Annotated in this window: 20 protein-coding genes and 1 tRNA gene; 13 read left to right on the top strand and 8 right to left on the bottom strand. The window is 57.7% G+C overall.

The window, feature by feature from the left end; genetic code table 11:
- Window positions 1-339: 339 nt before the first annotated feature.
- From ICM05_RS05480 to ICM05_RS05470, 3 genes are all read left to right on the top strand, one after another.
- Window positions 340-2,973 (top strand): helix-turn-helix transcriptional regulator, encoded by a 2,634-nt coding sequence (locus ICM05_RS05480; RefSeq protein ID WP_188023584.1) that lies wholly within the window; start codon window positions 340-342, stop codon window positions 2,971-2,973.
- A 151-nt stretch (window positions 2,974-3,124) separates the two neighbouring features.
- A complete protein-coding gene (locus tag ICM05_RS05475; RefSeq protein WP_188023583.1) occupies window positions 3,125-5,680 on the top strand; it encodes an LPXTG cell wall anchor domain-containing protein in 2,556 nt (851 codons plus the stop codon).
- A 114-nt stretch (window positions 5,681-5,794) separates the two neighbouring features.
- On the top strand, window positions 5,795-6,412 hold the full coding sequence (locus ICM05_RS05470) for a DUF6630 family protein (RefSeq protein ID WP_188023582.1): 618 nt from the start codon (window positions 5,795-5,797) through the stop codon (window positions 6,410-6,412).
- Here ICM05_RS05470 and ICM05_RS05465 read toward each other — a convergent pair.
- On the bottom strand, window positions 6,401-7,189 hold the full coding sequence (locus tag ICM05_RS05465) for an HAD-IIA family hydrolase (protein ID WP_188023581.1): 789 nt from the start codon (window positions 7,187-7,189) through the stop codon (window positions 6,401-6,403). The genes ICM05_RS05470 and ICM05_RS05465 overlap by 12 nt on opposite strands.
- Window positions 7,190-7,307: 118 nt before the next feature.
- On the opposite strand from ICM05_RS05465, the gene pgm reads away from it, so the two are divergent.
- Window positions 7,308-8,942, top strand: a complete 1,635-nt coding sequence (pgm, locus tag ICM05_RS05460) for a phosphoglucomutase (alpha-D-glucose-1,6-bisphosphate-dependent) (RefSeq protein ID WP_188023580.1) — start codon at window positions 7,308-7,310, stop codon at window positions 8,940-8,942.
- 10 nt (window positions 8,943-8,952) lie between these two features.
- On the top strand, window positions 8,953-9,906 hold the full coding sequence (gene pheA / locus ICM05_RS05455; RefSeq protein WP_188023579.1) for a prephenate dehydratase: 954 nt from the start codon (window positions 8,953-8,955) through the stop codon (window positions 9,904-9,906).
- A 14-nt stretch (window positions 9,907-9,920) separates the two neighbouring features.
- Here the strand turns inward: pheA and ICM05_RS05450 are convergent, their stop codons facing one another.
- The 6 genes from ICM05_RS05450 to ICM05_RS12930 all read right to left on the bottom strand — a co-directional run bounded on the left by ICM05_RS05450 (window position 9,921) and on the right by ICM05_RS12930 (window position 16,502).
- The gene (locus tag ICM05_RS05450) at window positions 9,921-10,598 is read right to left on the bottom strand and encodes a nitroreductase family protein (RefSeq protein WP_188023578.1); all 678 of its coding nucleotides are present in this window, start codon (window positions 10,596-10,598) and stop codon (window positions 9,921-9,923) included.
- Entirely contained in the window at window positions 10,595-12,193 is a 1,599-nt protein-coding gene (locus tag ICM05_RS05445) for a hypothetical protein (RefSeq protein ID WP_188023577.1), read from the bottom strand. Before ICM05_RS05445 ends, ICM05_RS05450 begins: the two co-directional genes overlap by 4 nt.
- Entirely contained in the window at window positions 12,190-12,924 is a 735-nt protein-coding gene (locus ICM05_RS05440) for a thiopeptide-type bacteriocin biosynthesis protein (RefSeq protein ID WP_188023576.1), read from the bottom strand. The genes ICM05_RS05445 and ICM05_RS05440 overlap by 4 nt, the downstream gene beginning before the upstream one ends.
- On the bottom strand, window positions 12,921-14,432 hold the full coding sequence (locus ICM05_RS05435) for a hypothetical protein (protein ID WP_188023575.1): 1,512 nt from the start codon (window positions 14,430-14,432) through the stop codon (window positions 12,921-12,923). Before ICM05_RS05435 ends, ICM05_RS05440 begins: the two co-directional genes overlap by 4 nt.
- Window positions 14,433-15,222: 790 nt before the next feature.
- Complete coding sequence (locus tag ICM05_RS05430) at window positions 15,223-16,287, bottom strand: hypothetical protein (RefSeq protein WP_188023574.1); 1,065 nt, start codon at window positions 16,285-16,287, stop codon at window positions 15,223-15,225.
- Window positions 16,288-16,343: 56 nt separating this feature from the next.
- Window positions 16,344-16,502, bottom strand: coding sequence for a thiocillin family RiPP (locus tag ICM05_RS12930; RefSeq protein WP_188023573.1), 159 nt, complete (start codon window positions 16,500-16,502; stop codon window positions 16,344-16,346).
- A 391-nt stretch (window positions 16,503-16,893) separates the two neighbouring features.
- On the opposite strand from ICM05_RS12930, the gene ICM05_RS05420 reads away from it, so the two are divergent.
- The 4 genes from ICM05_RS05420 to ICM05_RS05405 are packed head-to-tail and all read left to right on the top strand — an operon-like array spanning window position 16,894 to window position 20,881.
- A complete protein-coding gene (locus ICM05_RS05420) occupies window positions 16,894-17,865 on the top strand; it encodes an ABC transporter ATP-binding protein (RefSeq protein WP_188023572.1) in 972 nt (323 codons plus the stop codon).
- Complete coding sequence (locus ICM05_RS05415) at window positions 17,858-18,889, top strand: ABC transporter permease (RefSeq protein WP_188023571.1); 1,032 nt, start codon at window positions 17,858-17,860, stop codon at window positions 18,887-18,889. Before ICM05_RS05420 ends, ICM05_RS05415 begins: the two co-directional genes overlap by 8 nt.
- 5 nt (window positions 18,890-18,894) lie before the next feature.
- The gene (locus ICM05_RS05410; RefSeq protein ID WP_188023570.1) at window positions 18,895-20,208 is read left to right on the top strand and encodes a YcaO-like family protein; all 1,314 of its coding nucleotides are present in this window, start codon (window positions 18,895-18,897) and stop codon (window positions 20,206-20,208) included.
- A gap of 16 nt (window positions 20,209-20,224) precedes the next feature.
- Window positions 20,225-20,881 (top strand): hypothetical protein, encoded by a 657-nt coding sequence (locus tag ICM05_RS05405; protein WP_188023569.1) that lies wholly within the window; start codon window positions 20,225-20,227, stop codon window positions 20,879-20,881.
- Between the two features lie 19 nt (window positions 20,882-20,900).
- On the opposite strand, the gene ICM05_RS05400 is transcribed toward ICM05_RS05405, so the two are convergent.
- Window positions 20,901-21,899, bottom strand: a complete 999-nt coding sequence (locus tag ICM05_RS05400) for a diacylglycerol kinase family protein (protein ID WP_188023568.1) — start codon at window positions 21,897-21,899, stop codon at window positions 20,901-20,903.
- 68 nt (window positions 21,900-21,967) lie between these two features.
- Here ICM05_RS05400 and serS point away from each other — a divergent pair, with 68 nt between their 5' ends.
- The 4 genes from serS to ICM05_RS05380 all read left to right on the top strand — a co-directional run bounded on the left by serS (window position 21,968) and on the right by ICM05_RS05380 (window position 25,931).
- The gene (gene serS, locus ICM05_RS05395; protein WP_188023567.1) at window positions 21,968-23,260 is read left to right on the top strand and encodes a serine--tRNA ligase; all 1,293 of its coding nucleotides are present in this window, start codon (window positions 21,968-21,970) and stop codon (window positions 23,258-23,260) included.
- Between the two features lie 9 nt (window positions 23,261-23,269).
- Window positions 23,270-24,136, top strand: coding sequence for an HAD family hydrolase (locus ICM05_RS05390; RefSeq protein ID WP_188023566.1), 867 nt, complete (start codon window positions 23,270-23,272; stop codon window positions 24,134-24,136).
- A gap of 23 nt (window positions 24,137-24,159) precedes the next feature.
- Window positions 24,160-24,247, top strand: a tRNA-Ser gene (locus ICM05_RS05385).
- 163 nt (window positions 24,248-24,410) lie between these two features.
- On the top strand, window positions 24,411-25,931 hold the full coding sequence (locus ICM05_RS05380) for a site-specific integrase (protein WP_188023565.1): 1,521 nt from the start codon (window positions 24,411-24,413) through the stop codon (window positions 25,929-25,931).
- Window positions 25,932-26,253 lie beyond the last annotated feature (322 nt).

Below are 26,253 nucleotides of genomic sequence, written 5' to 3'. Positions count from 1 at the left end.
CTGACTCGAACTAGGTGAGGGTAGGTGAACCCGGGCGAGAGCTCGGGTTCACCTGCGTCTGCGTCTGCGTCTGCGTCGAGGTTGGCGCAGGGGCGAATGCGCGAAGCCCTCAGTTAAGCGACATACGTAGTTTTTACGCAGTCGCCATCGAGCAGGCAACGCGCTTCCAGTTGGCGGCGCACGCTAACACTGTTTGTTGACTGTTTGAAAGCTATGGCGACTACTCGCCAAATGCCAACTTATGAGTGCTTTGGCGACAAATGTGAATTATCTTCTTTCCGGGGAAGAATATGCGTGTAACGCTTATTCTCAGGAAGTATTGCGTTTGGAGGGTGCGGAATGCGCTCGGATTATCCCTACGGCACACACGAGGCCGTACTGGGTTCAAGTCGTTTGGTGGGTGCGGCAGAGGTCGCACCGGAGCGTCTGGGTCGACTGCTTGATGAGCTGAACGACCCCAATACCTTTGTGGTGCTGGTGGGAGAAGCCGGAAGCGGCAGGACCGTGCTCGCAGAAGAAGCTGCTGACATTGTGGCGTCTCGCGAGGAAAATCCGACGCTCGTCGTGAAGCTGCCGACGCCTCCGCGCGGGGGACTCATGTCGGTGTTCGGTACGGCGTTCCCTGACCACGCGATCGAGGGCGAAGACCCGTCCTATCGCGCCGAGACGGTTGGTGCTGCGCTCAAGGAACAGGCCGCGGCGGAACACCGCGACCGCATTCTGTTCATCGCGCCAAACGTTGACATGTACCGCCCGCGCGACCTCGCGACGCTCATGTTCCTGCACAGCATGCCCGGCATCTCGGTGATTGGTTCTGCCGCACGCGTGACCGGCGCCCTGAGTCAGTGGACAACGAACACCAAGCTCGTGCGGATCGCGATCAAGCCACTGACCCTCTCGGAGGCGGATCGTCTCCTTTCGGGTCTCCTCGGCGTGCGCAACATTGTGCCTTCGACCCTGCGCCGATGGCACACAACAGCTCGGGGTAACACCTACCTGCTCTCGATGCTCGCCCTTGAAGCCGAAGGGAAAGGACGCATTCGTCGCTCGCGGGACGGGGCTTGGACGACGTCGTTTGACGGATCCGCGCCCCGTGAACTCGCCGAAGCTATCGAAGGAATTTGCGACCCAACGGAATGGGACGTGCTCCAGGAGATTGCACTGCTGGAGCCTGTCTCCGAACCTGCGATTCTGCGTGCGCTCGATGCGCGCGCACTGCGTACGCTCATGGAACGAGATTTCGTCATCTCACGCCGTCAGTCGCGTATCGATACTGAGCTGATCATCGGACACCCGATGATGGGGGAGTCGATTCGGCAGACAATTCTGCCGAACACCCGGCACGAGATTTTCGACCGCGCATTCGCAGCGGTGCGAGATGATTTGGCGCATCTTGATCCGTTGTATCAACCGGACCGGCTGTTGCGTTTGGTGCTGCTCGGGATCTCAGCCGGTAAAGAGCTTCCGTTTGCATGGATCTGGGCTGCGTTTGAGTATCTGAAGCGAAGCGACGATACGAGCATGAGATTCAGGCTCGCGCAGCATGTCATCGCAAGCCCAGAAGCGACGCCAGCGCAGATTGTCATGAGCGCCGACGTGGCCGTGAGTATCGCGCGGTACGAGGGCGATGAGGTCGGCCTTGAACGGGCGATTTCGGGCGCAGCTGGAGTATTGGCGCGGGCAGAGAATCTCGACGAAATCCCGGTCGTTTCACTCGCACATATTCGCGTGGAGCTCCTGCTCTGGCACGTGACAGAGGGGCGTCCGGAAGAGGACATCCTTGCAGAACTCGATGCGCTCGATGCAAGCCACGGTGGGTACAGCCCCGAACTTGACGGCTATCTGCGCAGCGTGCGCACGCTGGTGCTGGCCTGGATCGGACGGCTGTCCGAAGCGGTCGACATCGTCCTGCCAGACGACTACCTCGCGAGTCACGACGACATGTGGTCGGGGGCGCTCGGCAGCGCGATCCGCGCAATGATTCTCACGCAGATGGGCAAGCCTGGCCAGGCCCTTGCCGAAATTTCCGTCGTGCGAAACCTGCACTCCTTTGGGCCAGCAAGTGAGCCAGAGACGTCGCTGCTGATTTCGTGTGCCTGGATGTTCGGCCTGATCTACAGCGGCGATCTTGTTGCAGCGCATGAAGCCATCGTTGAGTTCGAAGGGCGTGCGCCAGGTGAGACGCCAGTCGTGCTGGAAGCGGGCAACGCGCTGATCGCGATTGAAGAGGGAGATTGGAGCGTCGCATCCGGCGCAGCGGAACGGCTGCTCAACGGCCTCAGCACCTACGACAGCTACGGCATGCTGCCGTTGGCGTATGCGATCCGCGCCCTTGCTGCGGCTGCACTTGGCGATCGTGCGCTCGCGTTGCAATCGCTCCAGGGTGCCTCGGTGCAGTCACGCGGCATCAGCCGCGCGTTGGACGGCTTCGTCCAACTGCTGACGCTGCGCACCAAGCAGTGGCTGCACATGCCAGACCTCGAACAACAGGCAAGGAAAACGCTCGATTGGGCGCGCGGCGAAAACCTGCACGAGATCGAGCTGCACGCACTGCACGTTGCGGTGTGCGCACGCGGCCAGGTGACTATCGCTGATCTCGACCGCGCAACCTGGCTTGCCGTGCATATTCAATCGCCAAAAGCGCACGCAGTCATTGCACATATGAAGAGCTTTGCTGATCCGCACCCAAATGCTCGGGGACAAATGGGCGAAACCGAGGAACGGATGCTCGCTGGCCTCGGCGTGCACCTCCCGCCGCCGGCGCCCGCAACCGTCGAACTCACCGTGCGAGAGCGCGAAGTGATGTCGCTTGCGGCACTTGGATACTCCAGTAAGTTCATCGCGGATCGCCTGCACATCTCTGCGCGCACCGTCGAAACGCACCTTGCGCGAGTGTTCACGAAGCTCGGTGTCACCAACCGAGACGAGCTCGGGGCGTGGGCAGCGCGCGAACGGCGCGGATTTGCAGACTAAACAGGTATTTTTTCTGAAAGATACGTAAATTTTCCCGATGTGAAGGCCTGTGTGCCCGACCTAATCTCAATCCTACGATTGGCCAATTTCATGCGCTGATGCCCGAAATTGACCGCGGCATCTGGCGTGGCCGTGTTCAAGGGGAATGTGTATGGGTAAGGCCGTATCCAAGGGGGATAACAGCCAGAAGGGCGCACTGCGGTCACTCCGCAAGGGTGCCATAGCGATCGTGGCAGCAGCGGCGCTCATCGTCGGTCCGGGGACCGTGAGCGCATACGCGCTCGACGACATCGCTGCGACGACCGCGGAGCAGATCGTTGAGACTGCGCCAGCCGAGGCGCCTGCGACCGAGGAAGCTCCGGCTGCGGCTCCCGCAGCTGAGGAATCCGCGGTTGCGGCTCTCGTGGCGGAGCCCGCGGTGGAGGAAGCCGCTGAGGCAGCAACGGATGCTGACATCGCGGCTCCCGCGGCTTCCGAAACAGATCAGGCCGCGGCGCAGACGCCGGCGGCAGACGCTCCCGCTGCGCGCGCAGTGTCGCGCTCGGTCGACACCCCCGCGTCGTCGCCAGCTACCTTCGGCGGGAACAACGGCAACAGCGGTAATGACGGCGAGATCAAGAAGATCTCGCTCTGCCACGCGACGTCGAGCGCCAAGAACCCGTACGTCTTGAACGAGGTCAGCATCAATTCGTTCTTGGATACCAAGGACGGTTCCATTGCGAAGAACGGTCACGGTTTCCACGGGAAAGACATCATTCCGCCGTTCTCCGGTACCTACAAGAAGAAGCCGGTGAGCTTTGCAGGCCTGAACTGGGATGCAAAGGGCCAGGCAGTATTCGGTGCAAAGTGCGACGGCAAGGCAGAGCCGCCTGTCGTGCTCGCCCCGAAGGCTAGCTATGCAGCCGACGCAGACTGCACCGCACCGATTTCGAGCCGTCAGGCAACGATCCGCGTAACGCTCAGCGAGATCACCGGCGGCCCCGCTGCACAGCTCACTGTGACCGGGCCGAACACGTTCAGCAAGACCGTGACCGGCTTGCGAGACGGTGAGATCACCGTCGAGGTTCCCGGTGCTGGCACGTACTCAGCGCAGCTGATCGTTGCTGGCAAGACCGTGTCGACGACCTCGATCGTGGTCGCTGTGTGTGCGTCGGTCATCGAGCCCGGCATCCCCGTGGTGAACCCCGAGCTGACCGTACTCGGCAACGCAGACTGCCTCGCAGCCAACGGTGCGCGCCAGGCGAAGATCACCGCAACACTGTCACAGGTGCCTGAGGGACGCGTCACCAACCTGTCGGTCAGCGGGCCGAACGGTTTCACCGCAACGCTCAGTGATGTGCGCAACGGTGACTCGACCGTGCTCGTTCCCGGCGCTGGCACCTACACGGTCACGATCACTGCCGGCAGCTTCATCGCGTCGAGCGCTGTCGAGATCGCGCAGTGCGCGACCCCAGTGAAGCCCGTTCCGACCGTGTCGGTTGTTGCTGACGCTGATTGCTTGACCGCTGCTGCTGACCGTGAGGCTTCGCTGCGAGTGACTGTTGGCAACATTGCTGCAGGTGCTGCTGGCACCGTTGTTGTGAGCAACGCTGCTGGTGAGGTCGACACTGTCGCCGTGACTGAGAATGGCGACATGACGGTTCCAGTCCCGGGCGCTGGCTCATACACGGTGCAGGTCACCGTTGATGGCGCATCGAGTTCTGCCGCGGTTTCGGTACCCGTATGTGCAACCCCGATTCAGCCCGCACTCACCTCGATCGTGCTCAACCAGGAGTGCGTTGCGCTGGAGCTTCCTGACGGCACGACCGTCGAAACTGCACTCGTTGCTGGCAGCACCGGGTCGCTGACCGCCAATGGTCTTGTGCGCGGTGAAACCTACACGTTGACCGCAGCTGACGCTGCCGGCGACGCCGTGAACGTCGCGGCGAACGGCGCAATCATCGGTGGCGGCGACGCGGTTGGATTCACCCTGCACTCGACTGAGCCTGGCGATTTCACGCTGACGCTCACGCCCGCTGACTCTGCCAACGAGGTTCTCACCGCGCAGGTCACCTTCAACGGTTGCACGTTCGCCGAGATTGATGATGAATTCGAGGAGTACACCCCGCCCGTACTCACCGCAGATCCCGGTGCGTGCACCGATGGAACCCTGTCCGGCCGCATCATGATCAACTTCTCGAACCTGCAGATCGGCCACGAGTACCGGTACACCGTTTCGCACGAGGGCACCGAACAGGAGCACGACACGTTTGTCGCCTCCGCCACAGCGGAAGGCATTGCCTTCTCGTCAGTTGTCGACGGTGACTACGTTGTCACGCTGCTGAACACAAAGGTCGAACGTGACGCAGTGCGGCTGACCACCTTCATTGAGAAGTGCCGCTCTGACATTAATCCCGGTGGCGAAAACCCTGATGTAGAGATTCCGGAAGAACCCGAGCTGCCCTCGACCCCGATCGATCCTGACACCGAGGTGCCCGGCGATCACGAGGGTCCCTGCACCCCGATGGACGGCACGGACGACTTCCAGAGCACGCCCGTCGGGATCGTGAACAAGCGGCCCGCAACGGTCGTGGCGGCCACTAATGCGCCCGCACTCGCGAACACCGGTGGGGCTGAGAACAGCTGGCTCATCGCACTCGCAGCGACCATGCTGCTCGGCGGCGCGAGCGTGTTGACCATGCGTCGCGCACGTCGCCTCAGCAAGTAAGTAGCGCTCGCCGCGACTGACGCAGTACCCGTCTGAACACGGGGCCCGTGCATCCCGCACGAGCCCCGTGTTTTGCGTCTGGCTAAGCGTCATCCTCCCGCATAGGGTGAACGCATGGGATTCTTCGACCTCTTCAAGAAGCAAAAGCCTGGAATTGCACAGGAGCCTCAGGCGGCCGGGGCATCACCGTCTGCGGCTGCACCCATCGACTATTCGCCGCTTATCGAAATGGCGGCGATCATCTCAAACGGTGACGCCAAGGTCGCCACAGACATCACTCTGCTCGCGACCGACCCCGCGGCGTTCAGTGCGCAGCACCGCGAGTGGCTGGCTGACTTCGGCTACGAAGCAGACGAGGAGCTCGGATCCGAGGAGATCCGTGACATCTTTGCGTACTGGCTCGTCGGGTACGAGACCCCGTTCGAGTACGGTGCATACATCGACTGGAAAGAGGCGCCAGAAGAGATCACTGCGCAGCTTGATGCTGCGCTCGAGAAGCTCGGCTACCCCCTCACCACCGCCGAGATCGCAATTGAAGAGACGGGCACCGCTGACGACACGATGACCGCGCTGAGCGCGATCTCGAACCTCTGCGAGATGTCAGGATTCGCGCTCGCCATCCTCGATACCGAGAGCGACAGCTACCACCTCTTTATCGTCCCGGCCGAGAGCTACGACCGGTTGGTTGCACTCGCTGAGTCCCTCGACTACCGGGTGTATTCAGCGGACTAGGAGATCCGCCACCGAATTCAGCACCTCATCAGGGCGGAACGGGAACTTCTCAATCTCCGCGGGATCCGAGATGCCGGTCATCACCAAGACCGTGTGGAGTCCGGCCTCCATGCCCGCGACGATATCGGTGTCCATCCGGTCGCCGATCATCGCGGTGTTGTGTGAGTGCGCGCCAATCTTATTGAGCGCGGATCGGAACATCATCGGGTTCGGCTTGCCCACGATGTAGGGCTCCTTGCCGGTTGCTTTGGTGATGAGTGCAGTTATTGCGCCCGTCGCGGGCAGCGGGCCCTCGGGGCTCGGCCCGGTCGCATCTGGGTTGGTTGCGATGAACCGTGCGCCGTTATTGATGAGGCGGATCGCCTTCGTGATCGCATCAAACGAGTAGTTGCGGGTCTCGCCGACCACCACGAAGTCCGGATCAGTTTCCGTCATGATGTAGCCCGCGTCGTGCAGCGCAGTCAAGATGCCTGCCTCGCCGATGACGAAGGCGGATCCGCCTGGCTTCTGCTGCTTGAGGAACGCTGCGGTCGCGAGCGCGCTCGTCCAGATGCGGTCTTCCGGGACATCGATGCCCGAAGCTGCGAGGCGAGCGGAGAGGTCGCGCGCGGTGAAGATTGAGTTGTTGGTGAGCACCAGGTAGGGCTGCTCAGTGTCGCGCCAGTGCTGAAGGAGCTCTGCGGCGCCGGGAATTGCGGCCTGTTCATGGACGAGCACGCCATCCATGTCGGTCAGCCAGCATTCGATGTTCTCGCGGTGCGATGCCTGCGTGTTCATAGTGTTTACATTACGCCGGAAAGGTGAACGGTTGGCAAACACGGACGCGTTCAGGCCTGTGTTCGCCTCGCCGAGTCGTCTGAACCGTGATGTCAGCGGCGGCTGGCAGACTTAAGCCATGCATGCACGAGCTGGCGAAGCGCCCATCGCAGAAGACCTCATCGACGTTGAGGCGCTGCGAGCTGCGTACTTTGATGTGGTGCCCGACCCCGCTGTGGCGACGCAGCGCGTCGCGTTTGGCACCTCTGGCCACCGCGGCTCGGCGCTGAAGGCGTCGTTCAATGAGGCGCACATCGCGGCGATCAGCCTCGCGATTGCCGAGTATCGCGCTGAGCAGGGCATCACCGGTCCGCTCTACATCGGAGCTGACACGCACGCCCTCTCGGCGGTCGCCGAGACGACCGCGCGCGAGGTGCTCGTCGCTGCTGGTGTGCACGTGATTGTTCCCGCTGGCGAGGGGGACGCGACGTTCGTCCCGACCCCGGCGCTCAGCCACGCGATCCTCACCCACAACCGCGACCTCGCGGCCGACGATCCCGCGCGCGCTGACGGCATTGTCGTGACGCCCAGCCACAACCCGCCAGCTGACGGTGGCTTCAAATACAACCCGCCCCACGGCGGCCCGGCAGACACCGACGCCACCGGGTGGATCGCGGGGCGAGCGAATGAACTCCTCGAAGCAGGCACTGACATCACGCGCGGCGACGCTGACGCGGTGTCGACCTACGACTACCTCGGCGCGTACGTCGAGAGCCTCGGCGAGGCGATCAACATGGCTGCGATCCGCGATGCTGGCATTGCGATTGCCGCGCACCCGCTCGGCGGCGCGAGCCAGGCATACTGGGGCGCGATTGCTGAACGGTACGACCTGAACCTCACCGTGCTTGGCCCAGGCGTTGACCCGCAGTGGGCTTTCCTGCACCTCGACTGGGACGGCAAGATTCGTATGGATCCCTCGTCGGCGCACGTCATGTCGACGGTGGAGGCGTTCCGCAACGACTACGCAATCGTGACCGGTAACGACGCTGACGCCGATCGCCACGGCATTGTGACCCGTGACGCTGGCCTCATGAACCCGAACCACTTCCTCGCAGTCTCGATTGACTACCTGCTTGGGCACCGTCCCGAGTGGTCGACCGCCGCCGGCATCGGTAAGACCCTGGTGTCGTCTGCGATGATCGACCGCGTCGTCGCGGCACACGAGCGTCAGCTGCTCGAGGTACCCGTCGGCTTCAAGTGGTTCGTTCCTGGGCTGTCAGACGGTACGGTCGTCTTCGGTGGCGAAGAGAGCGCTGGCGCATCGTTCCTACGCTTCGACGGCACCCCCTGGAGCACTGACAAGGACGGGATCCTGCTCGCGCTGCTCGCGGCCGAGATTCTTGCGGTGTCTGGCAAGTCGCCGTCAGAGCATTACGCGGCGCTTGAAACGCGCTTCGGTGCTCCCGCCTACGCTCGCATCGACGCTGCGGCGACGCCTGCGCAGAAGGCGAAGCTCGCCGCTCTGAGTGCCGACGACGTCACCGCCACCGAGCTCGCGGGGGACCCGATTGTCGCTGTGCTCACCGAAGCGCCGGGCAACGGCGCGGGTATTGGTGGTTTGAAGGTGCAGACCGAGCACGCCTGGTTTGCCGCGCGGCCGTCGGGTACCGAAGACGTCATGAAGATTTATGCAGAGTCGTTCCGCGGCGCGGAACACCTCGCTGAGGTGCAGCAGGCGGCGCAGGCACTCGTGGGTCGCGTGCTGGGGGAATAAGCTGGTGAGCATGTCCTCGAACAACGCTGTGCCCCTCCGTCGTTACTCGTACCTCGGTCCGGCCGGCACGTTTACCGAGGCTGCCCTCAAGCAGGTGCCAGAAGCGGTCGGCCAGAACTGGAACCCGGTCGCCAACCTCGGTGAGGCACTGCAAGACGTCGTGAGCGGCGAGAGCGACGCAGCGATGATCGCGATCGAGAATTCGATCGACGGTGGCGTCACCGTTGCACAAGACGCGCTCGCAACCATCCCGGGCCTGCGCATCATCGGCGAGTACCTCGTCTCGGTGAACTTCGTGCTCGTCGTGCGACCCGGCACGAAGCTCGAAGACGTGCGCGTCGTGAGCGGCCACCCCGTCGCCTACGGGCAGTGCCGCGCATGGCTCGATGAGCACGTGCCTGCACACCAGCACATCCCCGCGCCCTCGAACGTGCAGGCGGTTGTCGACCTCTTTGAATCGAACGCCGATATTGACGCGGCGATCGCACCGCCCGGCATCGAAGACCATTACGACGTTGAGGTGCTCGCGTCTGGTCTCGCTGAGAACCCCGACGCGCAGACCCGCTTTGTGCTCGTCAGCAGCGTGCTGCCTGTCGCAGAGCCGACCGGCACCGACAAAACCTCGCTCATCGTCGAGCTGCCCGAAGACAAGTCGGGTGCCCTGCTGCTGCTGCTCGAGCAGTTCGCGACCCGCGGCATCAACCTCACCCTGCTCGCCTCACGCCCCATCGGCGACCGCATGGGCCGCTACCGCTTCGTCATCGACGCAGAGGGCCACGTGAAGGACGAGCGCGTCGCAGACGCGATCCTCGGCGTGAAGCGTTTCAGCCCCCGAGTCGTATTCCTCGGCTCGTACCCGCGCGCAGACCGCCTGTCGGCGTCATACGCCGCAGGGCACAGCGATGACTCGTTCCGCGAGGCTCGCGACTGGCTGAGCGACGTCGTCGACGGGTCACGCGCGTAGAATCAACACATTGTTTACGTCGCTGCGGAGCGTTCCTCTGTTGGGTAGCCGATCGCGATCGCGATAGTTTGGACGCGTTTGAATCCGTCAACACCCAGTAGCTGTTTGAGTGTAGACGGAACTAAACCCGCAAATATTGAGCCAGAAACGCCGTTTTCGACCGCGGACATCCACGCAACCTCCGCAGCAGCCCCAGACCGCTCAAGCAACAGCCGGTAGCCATGATCTCCGTCTAGTTCGTGCGCGGACTTTAAAGAGCCAATGAGGAATACAATCGCGGCAGCACTTGCAAATTCCGGCTGCAACACGAACTCTTGGACGTCAATGCTACGGTGCTCTGTTGCCAATTCGAGTCCTGATACATCGATCTTATAGATTCCCGGACTTGCATTTTCAACGTTCCGCGCAATCACAAAGCTTTGAAGTGGAACTTCTATTGCCTGTCGGGGCCATAGGTTTTGGTCGAGCTGTTGGACCCGTTGCGAAATGGTCGTGAGCAGGCTCTGCTTTATCGTACTAGTGGTGAAACGTTTGACTGCTCGACGGCTTTGCAGAGCACTTAGTTGAAAGCCGGACGCGCTATTACCGGCAGCATCGGTTGAGGGCTGGCGCTGAAGTAGATCTACGATTTCCAAGGAAGCAGCTTCAACTGAAGCAGAGAGCCCCAGATATAGGTCTAGCGATGTCTTCATTCTTTGGGGTCCTCTCTGAAGTCCATCTGTGCAGTAACAACCTGAGAGTTCCTATCGAGTGCGTACTCGTCAGCAAGATGCTGATCTTCCCATGCCTGGGCGTTCTTCACGGCAAGCCCGAAAGCGCTAGCGATCGTTGTGAGATGGCTAATTGCGATACCTGTATCGAAATGCACTATTCGATAGCCGAAGTTTCCGTATTTTTTCCAGGTCCTGGAAATTTCTCCCGATATGAGGATCTCTAGCTCAGTTGAGCCGCAACTGTTGGTGTCCATGATCGGGACAAGAGAATGGTTCAGAGCGTTATAGAAGTACCTTCCATTAGGCAAATCTTGAAAGCCTGCAACTCGGAGATATGCCTGGGGCGAGCCAAGATTCCCGCCGCTTGGAGCCCATCTGCGGATAGCGTTCTCGGCTGACGACCGAGTTCGATTGATCCCGAACGAGTATTCCAAGAGGATCGCAAGAGAGTCCACGTTTAGACCTTTGAAAAGATGCACATCTCGAATCAAATGATGAGGAAGCAGTACTTCGGGGGAGCCATGGACAGGGGTTCGCTGCTCCACTTGGAGTAAAGCGTTACTCGGCTCATAGTGCTTTTGATGCCCCCGCGGGCGTCGGGCACGAGCTGGTGGAATAGCAACGCTCGACTCGAAAATATAGCTCCAAATAGGGTTGCTCGCTGTGGAAGGAGCAACTTGGCAGATGGTGCACCCGGGCTCCGGAACGGCAACGACGGCATCAGTCTTGAACGGTGAACCGTGAATATGAATTCCGTTGTTTTCACTTTGCGCGGCTCCAACGCCGGCGACCAGAAGTGAGATTTGCTGCTCGACCAGCCCGAGTAGGAGGGGCTGGTACTTTTCACTAGGAAATGAATAGTCCCATGTGTGTCCGCCGCACATTGGGCAAGGACCATAGTCAAACGACGATGACGGTCCGATCAACGCCTCACTATTACCGAAATGCACCGGGAGGATCGGAATCCCTTGTTCATGTGCGTCGCGAATGGCATCATTCCAATTCGAGTCCTTAGCCGAACTATTGGTGAGGAGCATCACCAGTAGATCAACGCGAGTGACAGCGACCCAATTGTGGACGATCGACACCCCATAGCCAGAAACTAGCCTGTTCTCGAGCGTTGCTTTGAGCGTGGGATCTTGGCTGAGGATCGCGATCTTTGCGTTTGTGAGGTTCGAAAGGCCAATTGTTCCAGAACTGTTCTTCCGCGTTTGATCGGTGGCTCGGTGTAGAAAGCTCAGCAGTGGGTCGCTTTCCCACTCCCCGAGTTCGCCGTCGAGGAGTAAACCCGCAGTGAAAAGCTGGAAGAGGAATTCGTGACACGAGGCAGCGCTCAGATTGAGTAGCTTCGGGAGCTCCGCGATGTGTGTGGCGCCGTCTAACACACTGAAGACCTTGGAACCTAAAGAGCGGATGATCTCTCCACTGATGGAACGTCGTGAGAGCAAGCCGTCAACTACCAGCGTATTGTCCACACAGGTCGTCGGCAACCCGGGGCAAATTGCTGGGAAAGTCGGTAACTGCATTTGCGGGTCTTCTTGCGATGAGACCGCAGCGGACGGTACTGAATTCATTTGGCTCCCTCCTTGGGAGTTCTGTGTCTTGCGGAGAAAGCGACGGCAGCCTCTTCAATTGGAATTAGCCCTAGCCGGTTTGCAATGAGGTGGAGATGATGATGGAAGTAGTAACTCGGTGGTCTGGGGAGGACATCTTCTAATTGTGAGAGCATCACAGCGTGCGGAATCCAGGACGTTGCCGCTTGCTGCGAGAAGAATGCTGGCGTTTTCCCAACAACAGGAAGAGGATTGCGTGCGCCCCACCACTCTTGATGGGTTTGGCAGAAGCCTTGCCAGATCTCGTTGGTAGGTGACCAAGCGAACTTTGTCGCTTCGAAGTAGGCGCGCAACATGAGTTGTTTTTGCCGGAGAGATTCTGCTTTAGGCATAGAAAGTAGCTGCAATACGGCCATGCTTGTGCTCTGGAACGCCTTTTCAGCGGAATCTATGTATGTCGAACTCCACTTAGAGACTTCTCGCTCATACACGTCTGATTGGGCTGACGCGCCTAGCCTGGCGCAATCAGATTTGAGTAGGCGATACAAGTTATCAAGGCTTCTTAAATCTGAAGAACTGAACCGGAACCGTAGATGAACCCCGTCGAAGTCCGCGTACCGTAAGAAAAACCATCTCGTGATCTGTAGATTTGGATTTCTAATGTGGGCCAGGACTAGGGGACCTAGAACTCCTAATAGTGAAGACAACTCTGAAGGGGACGCAGGGTAGATCTTTAGGAAGAGCCAGCTCAATTGGTCTCCGCCCTAGCAATTTGAATCAGAGTGAGTCGTTCTTCCGTATAACGTGTAGATCCTTTCCCTCTTTCTGGCAAGACCTCTTCAAACCAGACGTCTGAAACATTGCGAACCATCTGACAGAAGTGATGGATTGAGTAAAGAGACCGCAGCGAGACCCAAAATGGTTTGTGCTGGCCAAGATCGGACAGACTCTTCGTAGGCAGATAGACGAAGGCTTCGGTGGGTAGCTGATGGCGAACGCGCCATTTTTCTACGGCTAGAAGCTGGCTTACGTTTGTTTCGTGACCTCCGAGGTCTGGAAAATCTGAGAGATTCAATGTCCATGAGCGTCTACGAAGCACAATGTTTCCGAGAGTCTGACGCGGGTGTGAAGAACCATGAACTCCCATCGACTGGGTTGTGCGGATGAGAGGGTTCCCCCTAAGCGCGGCAGGGTGGTAGTTCGCCCAAGGGTTAGCAATGCTGAGCAGAACCCTTGTTAGGTCGTCATGCGTCCATTGCGGCGTTACACCCCAATAAGAGATTCCGATTTTTGAATGGTCGGATCTGGACAGCTGGATGGTGTTTGAGAATGCATCCCAGTGTATGAACAGGTCACTGGCGGTCAACTGGCCATTCTCATGAGTGGAAGAGCATAAAGTGAAACAATTCGAAGGCGTTGGCATAGAGGCGTGAAGCGGCGAAGAATTCGCAATTGGAAGAAATGACAACACGGTCACGCCTGTTGAGAATTGCTGTTCTGAGAATGCGGTTAGTTCCGTGCGAGCTTTTGAAAGCGCATCCCTGTTGGCTTTGTCAGAGTCGATGTAATACCTCGCAAGTAGACCGTAGTCGGCTGGGAAAACATTGTTCAGGATGAGTACGTTGCTGCTACTCGAATGCTGGTAACTGAGGATTGCTGCGGGTGAGGGCACGCTGCCGCTAATTTGCACTTGATGCATCGGGCGCCCAACGCTGTTCGATGCCCATGCTTGGTGTAACTGGCGCATGAAGGTTTGGTCAGCCAAAGTCGCCCAGAGGAAAGCCTCTAGATTCAATCGCCCGCCGTAGCCTTGCAGCCGTTTAGCCAGAAGCTCGTATGCACTGGAGAGAAAGACTTGTTTTCCCAGCTCCTTCGCGACCGCTACAAGGCTTGTAGCGACCGCTGAATCTTTCCCGGACTTCGAGGGGCGCCATTCGATGACGCTTGATTCGTGAATAAACGGGCCACGTGGTGCTGGGAACGCTAGTTTTTGGAAGAGTGAACCAATCTGATTCCGTATCAAAGAAAGCTCAGCTTTCTTCCGAAAGCCGGTGAAGGTGGAAAGCTTCCTTGCGGTCACGTGCACTATATTTCTCATGCGAATGATCTCTTCTACATCCGCCCGAGTATTTTTGTCTAAATGAGTCAAATGACCTGTTAGCTGTTTGAAACTGGTTCTGAGGAGACCCGCTTCGAAGAGCCTTCTAATTCTGAAATCGCTGAGCATATCGCTTGCCGCCTGATTGGATACGTATGACATGACCTCCGCTTCATGACAGGTGATGTTCTTGAGGCTGGTTGTGATTAGCGAGGATTGTGCGGATACTGATTCCGTGAGTCCAAAGAGCTGAGAATTCAGTTTCTTGTGACGTATGACGGACAAAGCTGGGCATAAAGATGCACCGAATCGTTCTACAAGAGCAGAAATCAACGCTGTGTCTACGTGCGGCGCAAGTTGGGTCCGCTTTCCAAGCTTTGCACCTGGGTATGAAGCGTGGGCGAAGCTTGAAAGCGGTGTGGGTTTCAAGGTTGCGCGAACTACGTAGTTGATCGCTGAGCGAGTAGAACTCTGCCCTGGGCGGAGCGGCGCGAATTGTAATTTGCATGCGAAACTGTCGGAGGTGACAGCCAATGCGTCGCTTACGGATGAAGACCTTAACGAGCGGATAAGCGACGACCGGACCTCTTGCTCATCTTTCCTGATTGCACGCGATAGAGCTTCAGTAGACGCATTCCATCTATTAAGGTCGCGCAAGAAACTCTCAAGGACCGATCGCAGGCCCGTGCGTGTGGCAGTTTCGATCTCACTGGTGGAGGGGCTGAAACGACTCTTTGTCTTGCGGCGGAGAGAGAGCAACTCACGACGAACTTGAGGGTTGCTCCCTGGGACAACCGAGAATATCCGAGAGGACAAAGTCGAGCTGGACGCCAAGAGGGACTCCTCTGCTGCAGCTACATCATCAAGGGATTGGACTGTTTCGGCTTGGACGAAGTCCAAGGCGTTCAGCGGCAACGAGGCTTTCCTCATGACGGTGGGACCTAGTGCAGGCTTAGCCGCTGGCATATAACACCGCCGTGATAACGAGAGTGAAGCTGAAGGCGGCGTAGAGCAGAATTGAAACGACGTAGAGGTAGTACGCGAAATGTCGCTGTTTACTGACACCAACTAGATAATTTGGCGGAGGAATTCTAGTTATGTCATGGAAGATGAGTCTTAGCGCGTGCGTTCTGAGGTTTGTATGGCCTGTCAAGGCTTCTAACATGTAATACCCATCGCTGCGTGAAAGTGGGTTGAGGTTCACTGCCAATGCTCCTAACTGGAATATCTGAAGCCAAGTCCAAAGGGCGACCCATGGTTCATTACTGAACTCCCTCGTGGCTCCAACCACAGTCAGTGCCACGAGATCCACTGCCGGCCCGGCCGCAGAAACTAGCGCTCTATCTGCTCTGGAAGGGAGGAGGACCGCTGCCGACCGATCTACGTACCCTGTTGGTATGACGTAGAACATCAGGCCAATGCCTACGTCTGTCACAGGGAGTCCGAAGTACCCCATGGCGAATGCGTGGAATGCTTCATGAATTGCCAATTGGAGTAGTAGCAAGGGGGCGATTACTAGGAGCTGCTGAACTTGCGGCGGAGCAGCTGGCGGTGAGACGTTTGCGCAAGCGAAGAAAGTGGCAACGGCCAAAACACAAATGCAGACCCACAAATAGACGCGCGGGACATCGGAAGCGGATTGCCCAAATCGCGCGAGAAAATGTGCATTACGGATGGGAATCCGCTTGAAGAAATCAAGCCCTAGAGTGGTATGGACCTTTTGACGCCTTCGCAGACGTTCATCATTAGGGGAAAGGTTGAGCAACGAATAGTCTTGCAGAATCTCAAGTAGATCTGCGAGTCTCTTTCCCTCGCTACTTACCTCTAACACGCCAAAACGGTTAAAGAGTTCTTGACCGCTGACACCGTCTTTAAGTATCTCCAAAAGGCCGATACTGGGCTTGCTCAGGGAAAGATAGGTTTCGCCTGGCACCTCTATGTAGAGACGTCCTTCAGCACCAACAATGATCTCAATACCGGTCTTCAGTTGAAGAAAAGGCACCTCGATCCATTTCATTGGGCAAGATTGCAAGTCGAAGTCGGTCTATCGGGGCCTTCGCGAAAGATATTGAATCATGCCCGCCAGGTACTCAGGCAGCTTCCTGTTGCAGCTGAGCCTGTGGCGCATGAGAATGTGGAGAACGTACCCGCACTGCTAACCCCGGGAGACACGGTGTTGGGGAGATCTTCGATAGACAGCTCTTCAACCGATACCAACTCATTTTCAGTCATGATTTGACTCCTTAAACTATTCGCCGAAGCATTGAATTAGCATCAACGCCGCAGATGATCCGGACATCAATTAGGTGGAAGCGATGACCGTTTTTAGAAGCTAATTTCTGGGCCCCGAAAATTCAATGGCAAATCGATTTATGCAGCGCTCTGTCGCGAAACACGTACACATCTCGTCATAGCGGCCGTCGACCTTACACCTGTAAGAACCAATCAGTGAGCTGGTTGCCTCTATCGTCAGTTTTCGGCAATGAGAGAACAACGCGCACCAACCGATTGCTGCCGAGACTCTGTAATACCTACGTTGAAGTCAGAGTCAGTTGGGTTTCTCTATTGGTCCAACTGGCATGACCCGAATGCCTAAACGCGTCCGAAAATGTGAGGAGTTGGCATGACAACCATTATGTCTGCGACAGATATAGCGCCAGCTGTCGTGCTCGAGTCTCTAGTCAAGACTTACGGAGACCGGACTGTCCTCAACCGCTTGCAATGCAGTATCGAACAGGAGACAGTGGTGGGGGTACTCGGCCCGAACGGTGCAGGCAAATCTACGCTTTTGGAAATCGTTGCGGGACTTCGGAAGGTCACTGAAGGGTCAGTGAAGGTGTTGGGGCTAAACCCTTCCGAAGAACGCCGATTAATGACAAGGCTAGTCTCCATCCAGCCGCAAACGGCAAATGTATTTGGAGCACTCACGGTACGTGAAACGCTCCGGCTTCATGCTTCATTTCATGCAGATCCTTGTGATGTGTTTGAAATGATCGCGAAAATTGGATTAAACGCCCAGGAAGACTCCCGAGTAGAAAACTTGTCAGGAGGGCAGCGGCGTCGACTGCTCTTTGGCGTAGCCATCATCGGTAAACCCAAACTGGTGATCTTGGACGAGCCTTCTGCCGGCCTTGACCCAGAAGCGAAGCTACAGCTTGTTGCTCTCATTAAGGAGCTTGGCGAATCAGGTACGACAGTGCTTGTGTCTACTCATGACATGAGTGAGGCTGCGCAAGCATGCGATCGTGTCGTGATCCTGGTGAACGGACAGATCAAAGCGGATGGTTCACCAAAAAGTCTCATCGAAAGCGCAAAAACGCATTCTAAATTGCTTTTTGAAGTTGCCACGAGGCAGGCGCTTACAAAGGTGTACGAGCTCTTTGGCGCGAATTCAGTGAGCGCTAAGAATGTCGGAGAAAGCTGGAGCGTACAGGTTGAGTCCGCAGACCCGGACGGTCTTCTTCAGAGCTTGGTTCGTGACAGTCAGGTTCGGGGAAGGAAATTTCGAATTGAAACTCCAAGCCTTGAAGATTTTTACCTTTCGATAGTTCAAGACCTACCTGCGGGCGACAACGCTAAGGAAGACCATGGTTAAAAACGCTTATGCGCCGCGCTCAGCATTTGTTGAGCTCGCTACTGCGAGCGCAAAGGATCTTTATCGAGACAAAAAAGGTTCGTTCTCAATACTGTTCATGTTTGTGTTCTTCTTGTTGTTAATACTTGGCTTGAACTACACGATCAATGTGAGCAAACGGGTGGACCCTGTTGTCGCCATTGGAGAAACCGTACCTAGCGCTGTTGAACTTGAGACCGCGTTTCGCGCTGCAGGAATTGAAATAGCGCAAGACCTCGGCCGAGCCAATGTCACGGTGCAAGAAGCACAGGGCAACATGACTATCTTGCTGAGTAGCGTAGAAAAACCGATATGGATTCCAATCATCGCTGTGATTGAGAGCATTGGTGTTCCAGCTGAGAAACTCACAGTGCAGGATGACCTAGGCGACCCATATATAGACCTTCTCCGCACTAATCTGCCTGCGCTGTCAGCGCTTGGGCTGATGGCAATCGCATTTATGGGAACTTCTGTCCCGCTTACTCGAATGCGTGAGAACGGTTCGCTTAGGCTGCTCGGGACAACGCCAGTGAGCAAGCTGACCTTTATTCTGGCCCAAACTCCGATTCGCCTGATCTATGGCTTGGTCGTCATTGGAACCATCTTCGGCGTGGCCGCCATTGCTGGCTATGCACAGGGGACTCAGCTGCCACGGCTCCTACTGTCAATGACGTTAGGGCTGACCGTGTTTTTTGCGCTTGCATATTTGGTTGCGGCGCGGTCACGGCGAGCAGAAACTGTGAATAATGTAGCCGCGATACTCCCCGTGACTGCGATTTTGGCGTCAGGTCAGGTTCTTCCGCCGCAATTGCTGCCGATCTGGTTGACGTGGGCCATGAATGCTTTGCCAACGACTTGGTACACGAGAGTTGCCTCGGCCGATTTGACAAGCGAGGCTTTGAATCCGGGCCAGTTCGCTTTGTATTGGGGGCTAATGGGTGGAACTGCGATCTGCGCAGCCATGCTTTCAGCTCGGCTATTCGTTTGGGACGATCGAGAGCGTTGAGACCTTTGACCCAAACCGACTTTGAGCGTGTACTCAAGATCGTGTCAGCGCAAGGAGGACTCGTTGCTAGCGTTGACCGAATTTCTCCAACTGGCTATCCATATCAAGTGTTTGGTGCAAGTCTCGGTGATCTCGGGGCCGGGACAACAAATGTGCGCGGCTTTGTTTCCAACACGAGGTCATTGGATGTTGGTGGTTCTGGAGGCGGGCTCGATTCAGAACTTGCCAGGGGAATAGCGACGGTGGAAGCAATTGAAAGGCATGCAAATTGTGCAGTTCCGATTGGCTTGCGTTGGGCTACCGCTAATGAGCTGGATGGTCATGTTCTAGATATGGCAACGCTTCCTACCTGCACGCCCAACGAAATGGCATCCGTGTTCTGCCCAGTTCGTTCTTACGAGTCCGACTCAACAATCCGGTGGGCAAAGGCCTGGTCGTTCACAAAAGGCGTGTCAACTTGGGTGCCAGCGGTGCTGGTTTGGCTGAACGTCCCGCCTCTTACCCCAGATGAATGCTTCACATTGCCTATCTCTACGGGAGCTGCAGCGCATTCGACTTTGGAAGCCGCAGTCCTAAACGGGATTCTCGAGGTGGTGGAACGAGACGCAATTTCGTTGGTTTGGTTGCAACGTCTTACGCTTCCGGAGATTGACTTAGAGGGGCAGGACAGAGAAATTGAACGGTCGCTGAACAAGGCGCGTGAACGAGGCAGAATGCTTCACTTTTTTGATGCCACAACCAATCTAGGAATTCCTACGGTGTATTGCGTCGAAGTAAATGAGCGGAGTAAGTCTCTGCGAACGGTGGTGATGTGCGATGCGAATCTAAATCCTCGTACATCGATCCTAAAGATCTTTCGGGAATTAGCTGCTTCGCAACTAGGCCTGAGCGGGAACCAAACTCCACCCCAAAAACCTGATGAGTTTACAACGGTGTACGACGGAGCGCTCTACATGGGTCATGAGTCGAAAGCTCATGTCTTTGATTTCCTTCTGAGTGAAACAAGAGATGTGGAGAAGGTACGTCTCAACGATCTACCCGTGTACGAGTTTCCTTCTGCGATTGAGAAATTGAGATTTGTGCTCTCTCGTCTGGCGCAAGCCGAAATGGAGGTTGTGGTCGCAGACATTACAACGAGGGAAGCGAAGGCGGCCGGAATACATGTTGTGAAGGCTATTGTCCCGCAGTTGATGCCGCTGTCATTCGTTCATTCCGCACGCTTCCTTGCTCATGAACGCCTCTACGATGCGCCGGATCGTATGGGTTTCGGGAAACGTCCATATGAGGAAATTAACCCGTACCCTCAGCCATTTGCATAGGAGTTCGCTTGTGAAAATGAGAATTGATGTTTTCGTGCGAGACCGTTTCGGCGAAGAAGTGGCAGAGCTTCTCAAAGACAGTTTCAATGTCGAGGTTCATTTGTGGGAACAAATCTGGTTCCCGGAGACCTGGCGCCGGGAGAGTGTGATTGTGCCGATTAGTGGAGTCTCGATTCTGGACGCTGAGCGTTTTATTAATGAAACATGTGTGCCTTCGCGACGGGCCTACTGCGCAATTGTGCTCGAAGCGAGGCATCTCCGAGTCGGTCCCCTTCGCACGGTGGGCACTGATGGATGCTTCTGGTGTTTCCATACAAGACAGTGGCAGCACAAAGCATTGACTCAAACCGACGATTTCATTGAGACAACAAGGAAGCTCAATATGGGATTTACTCGGGAAGCCTTCGGCCATCTTCCTTCGCATGTCCTGCTGGCGCGAGAACTACTGGCGAGAGCGCTGGAAAACCTTGACGGAGCTGCTGACCTCGAACCTGCTGGGAATTCTGATTCTTGGCCGCGTGTGTTTAAAGCTGGCTTGGCCTACACCCACATCGAGGAGTTCTCAGTTGTTCCTGTGAATAATTGCAGTACTTGTTCTTCCACTCATGACGGGTCGTCGTCCTCTGAGCAGACGCACGACTTAGAAGCGCTGTCGATGCGGCTTCGTGCTTAGCTTGATTCGGTTCCGTAACCTAGCCCTCGGGCACCCACTCGGGATCAACACGCAGCACGAGTGAGCGCGGGTCAACCGATCCGCTCACCTGCACGGCCAGACCGAAGTCATCACCGTCAAGCTGTACCGGCTCGGGGTGCGGAACCGACAGCGCGTACTTCCGCGCCAACGAATACGTCACCGCACGACGGCCACGGCCGAGGTCGATGAAGCGGCGACCGAAGCGGCTCTTCGAGAGCACGCCGTTTTCGAGGCCGATCTTGCGCCAGATGCTCAACCAGCTGAACGGGCCGAGCGGCTTCAACACGATGACATCGAGCAGGCCGTCGTCGAGCTTTGCGTCGGGAATGAGGTGTACGCCGCCTGGCAACAGGCCGCAGTTACCGATCATCACCGTGAATACGCGAAGCGACTTCACCGCACCCTGATCGAGTGAGTAATGCACCTCGAGCGGCTTCTCCTTGACCATGGTGCGCAGACCGGCGCTCACATACGCGAGCCAGCCGACCTTCTTCTTCAGCTTCGGATTCGTCACCGAGATGGTTCGCGCGTCGAGACCCATGCCCGCAAGCACGAGGAAGACATGTTCCTCCTCAGACTCGTCCGGCCGGACGATGTTGAGGACACCAAGATCGATGGGGCGATCCGCGCCCTGGAATGCCGCCCGCACGACATTCTGTATGTCATCAAGCGGCGCACCCAGGTTGCGCGCGAGGAGGTTGCCGGTGCCCTGTGGAACGATCGTGAGCGGGACCCCGGTCCCACGCATTCCCTCGGCCAGGGCGCGGATCGTGCCGTCGCCGCCCGCACCAAGCACAACAGCGGCGCCCTCGTTGATGGCGCGCTGGGCCGCGCTCGTGCCCGCATCTTCCTTCGCGGTCTCGTACCACTGCGTCGGACCCCAGCCTGCGTCGGTCTCGGCGATCGACACGGCGATCCGCAACGCGTCGACATCGGTTTTGAACGGCTGATACACCACTGCTGCGTGAGGGATGGGCTCGTTCTGCTCGCTCGACATGGCTATAAGAGTAGTAGGTTGTGCATCTTTCAAGCAGATGCCCGGCTGCAGGCTCTAAGCTTGGGGGTGTGATCGATCCCGTACTTCTCCGCAACGATCCCGAGACCGTTAAGCGCTCCCAGCGAGCGCGTGGCAACGACGAGTCGGTGGTTGATCGTGCCATCGAGGCAGATATTGCCCGTCGCGCCGCACTGGCAGAGTTTGAGAGCCTCCGCGCTGCTCAGAAAGATGTCAGTGCCAAGGTCAAGACCGCAGCAAAGGAAGACAAGCCTGCCGCTGCTGCCGAGGCGAAGGAATTCGCTGGCAAGGTCAAGGCCGCTGATGCCCGCTCGAAGGAGGCCGCTGAGGTCTTCGAGAAGGCGGCACTGGCAATTGAGAACCTCGTGATCGACGGTGTTCCCGAGGGCGGCGAAGAGAACTTCGTGACGCTCCGCACCGTTGGTGAGGTTCCCACCTTCGATTTCGAGCCCCGTGACCACCTTGAGCTCGGTGAGATGCTCGGTGCGATCGACATGCAGCGCGGCGCAAAGGTGTCGGGCGCTCGCTTCTACTTCCTGCGCGGTGTGGGCGCTCGCCTCGAGATCGCGCTCATGAACCTCGCGCTTGACCGTGCACTCTCGCACGGCTTCACGCCGCTCATCACTCCGACGCTGGTGAAGCCCGAGATCATGCAGGGCACCGGCTTCCTCGGTGAGCACGCTGACGAGGTCTACCACCTGCCGAACCAGGACCTGTACCTGACCGGCACGAGCGAGGTCGCGCTCGCTGGCTACCACGCAGACGAGATCATTGATCTTGAGGGCGGCCCCCTCCGCTACGCCGGCTGGTCGACCTGCTACCGCAGCGAGGCTGGCTCGCACGGCAAGGACACCCGCGGCATCCTGCGCGTGCACCAGTTCAACAAGCTGGAGATGTTCGTCTACATCGATCCGAAGGACGCAGAGACGGAACACGACCGCCTCGTCGCGTTGCAGGAGGAGATGCTGCAGGCGCTCGGCCTCACCTACCGGGTCATCGACGTTGCCGCTGGCGACCTCGGCTCGAGCGCGGCTCGGAAGTTCGACATTGAGGCATGGGTTCCGACCCAGGGCACGTTCCGCGAGCTCACCTCGACGAGTAACTGCACCAGCTACCAGGCACGCCGCCTCTCGACGCGCTACCGCACCGAGACCGGCAAGACCGCGCACGTCGCGACCCTGAACGGCACGCTCGCGACCACTCGCTGGATCGTAGCGATCCTTGAAACTCACCAGCGCGCTGACGGCAGCGTGACTGTTCCTGAGGTGCTTCGCCCGTACCTCGGTGGCCTCGAAGTACTCGAGCCCACCGCAGGCGCAGCAACCTCGGGAGACACCAAGTAGGAGGAATCTTTGGCGGCATCGCTTCGCTCAGACGAACGACACCTCATTGCGCTCGACCTCGACGGCACCGTCCTCGGGCACGAGATGCCTGGCGCAGATGACAACCCATCAGAGGGTCACATCTCAGAGGATCTGCTTGAGGCGATCCGCACCCTCCATAACGCCGGGCACCTGGTCGTCGTTGCGACTGGGCGCTCGGTGGACGCCACCCTGCCGATTGTCGAGCGTCTCGGCATCGCGGCAGAGTGGGTCATCGCGGCAAACGGTGCGGTGACGCTTAAGCGCGATCCACTCGCGACGCGTGCGTACCGCCGTGAGATCGTCGAGGCGTTTGATCCGACTGATGCGCTGTTGCGGATCCGCCCCCACTTGTTCAACGCCCGCTACGCGGTCGAACTCGCCGATGGCGGGTTTCTCTACACCGAGCAGATCCCCGCGGGGACACTACCCTCGGAGCAGAAGCAGGTCGCCTTTGAAGACCTGCTGCACGTCAACGCCTCGCGCGTCGTTGTCGTGTCGCCGAACGCGAACGTGGAAAAGTTCTTCGAGACCGTCGAATCGCTCGGTCTCACCCACGTCTCCTACGTCGTTGGCACGACGTCATGGCTGGACATTGCGCCCGCAGGCGTGACCAAGGCGAGCGCGCTCGAGGTCGTGCGCGAGCGCATGGATGTCAGTCAGGGCAACGTTTTTGCGGCTGGTGACGGACGCAACGACATCGAAATGCTGCGCTGGGCAGGCCGCCTCGGTGAGGGCGTCGCGATGGGGCAGGCATGCGAAGAGGTGCGTAACGCCGCGACTCGTACGACGGCCTCGGTCTTCGACGACGGGCTACTTCTTGCGCTTCGTGAGCGTTTCCCGGTTCTGCTCGGCTAAAAAGTTTTGCTAAGCTCGTTCGCGGAGGGTTGTCCGAGCGGCCGAAGGAACTTGTCTTGAAAACAAGCAGGCGGTGATCCCGTCTCAGGAGTTCAAATCTCCTACCCTCCGCTCAGCAAAAAGCCCCCTACTTCGGTAGGGGGCTTTTTCGTATCTAAATCCCTGATGAAATCAACAATTTCGCACCCAACCACCACCCAGCACTTCCATCCCAGTCGGAAGCCTGTAACTATATAACTAACTATACTTTTCGCCCATCCCAAGGAACTCCCCAATGGAATCAACACCCCTACATCGCGGACCTAAACGCCGCCGCGACGGAGAAGGAAGCGTCTACCTCCGAAAACGAGCAGACGGCAGCACCATTGGATGGGCCGCATCCATCACAGTCCGACACCCCGTCACCCAAAAACCCGTCAAATCCATCGTCAAATACGGGAAGACCGCTGACTTAGCCCTCGTGCGACGAAACTTCGCCTACGCCGAATTCGTCGCCTCACAAGGATGGTCGGACCCTTCACTTCAACGACGCCTCGACGAAGAAATCCGAGACCCAGAACTCCAAGCCCAATCCATCACCATGCTCGAACTCGTAGACATGTGGAAGAAAGACCGCCTCACCAAAGTGCGAACGGGCACCCTCGCCCAATCCACCCTCGACGCCTACGTCGGCATCATCAACAGCCATATCGGTCCGCATCTTGGCCATATCCCTGTGAAGCAAGTCACGGTGCGAGTCCTCACGAAGCTCTTAAACGACACCCTCCCGAATACTCCCGCTTCCCTTGGACGCGTGGGGAAGGTTCGGATGAAAGAGCGAGCCAAACACGCAGGAATGGAATACGAGGCTTACCTCGCTACCCTTCCCACGCTCGGGGCGAAAACCATCAGAAGCGTCAAAAACCTCCTGAGCCTGCTCTTCAAGTATGCGAAGGCTCAAGAAATTGTCACGAGTAATCCCGTCGAAGACCTCGAAACTCCACGCCTCATCCATAAAGAACTCGACGTCAAAGCCGAATGGGGGAATTTTCTTATCGAGCATCTTCGCTCGACCTGTCCCACCACTCAAGAAGAACTCAGGTGGCTTCTTGCCACACAGCTTGGCCTTCGCCAGTCAGAGGTCCTCGGGCTGACCGACGACTGTTTCGTGTTCGACCGAAACGGCACCGGCAAAGTCGTCGTTCAACAAGTCCTCGCTCTCGACCGGCATCTTCACGGCTGTGGTGAGAAGGGTGAAGCACGAGTGTTCCCATGCGGGGAGAAATTCGCTCACCGCTGCCCACAAAAACTCCGCACCGGGAAATACTTCATTGATGACTCCACAAAGACCAGCCGCTCAAAACACGGCGGCGTGAGAATCATCCCGCTCCCACCAGCCTTAACCCTCATAGCGAAAGCTCACCTCAAACAGCTCAAAACGCTCCGGAAACAGGCATCCTTCATTCCACAGCCCTACATCCAAAAAGGCGTGGACAAGATGGGGGTCCTCGTGTTCCCCACAAAGACCGGGCGTCCCACCACTCAAAAGAGTGACAACGCCGCTTGGCATGCTCTTCTCCGCAACACCAATGCTCTTCTTGGCAAACAGAAGAAAGAACTCATTCCTGAAACACTCCCACAACACGCGACCCGACATATCTGTGCCACCTACCTCGCAAAACAGGGAACATCGGTGGAAGACGCGAAACTCATCCTTGGTCACTCGACCGTGAGTGCCCACAACGTCTACCGCCACCGCTCACAGGATGACCTGAGACGCATCGTCAGCCAGGCCGAGTCCTCACTCCGCATCTAACGCTGAAACCTTCCCTCAAGAACCCCCAGCGACCTTCGCCAGTCAGCCTCAGGGGGTTCTTGGTATTCCTAACGGATATTTTTAACTCTCACTCTGAGATTCCACCCTCATGCTTATACCCCTCTACCCTCACTCAACCCACGTTTCAGCAACTACTTCCACCCGGTCTTCAACGCTCTTAAGAGATGTGCTCAAAAGGTCGAAAGGAAAAGGTGAAAAGTCTACATACCCAGGCTTCCACACCCCCATACATGAGACTCCACTCGACCGTCCACCGCTCACCGATTCGAGCATCCACGTTTCAGCCGACCATCCACTCGCC

The sequence above is a fragment of the Leucobacter sp. cx-42 genome, assembly GCF_014529985.1.
GTDB lineage: Bacteria > Actinomycetota > Actinomycetes > Actinomycetales > Microbacteriaceae > Leucobacter.
Note: the sequence above shows the minus strand (reverse complement) of the source record. Positions and strands in the feature narration are given on the sequence as shown.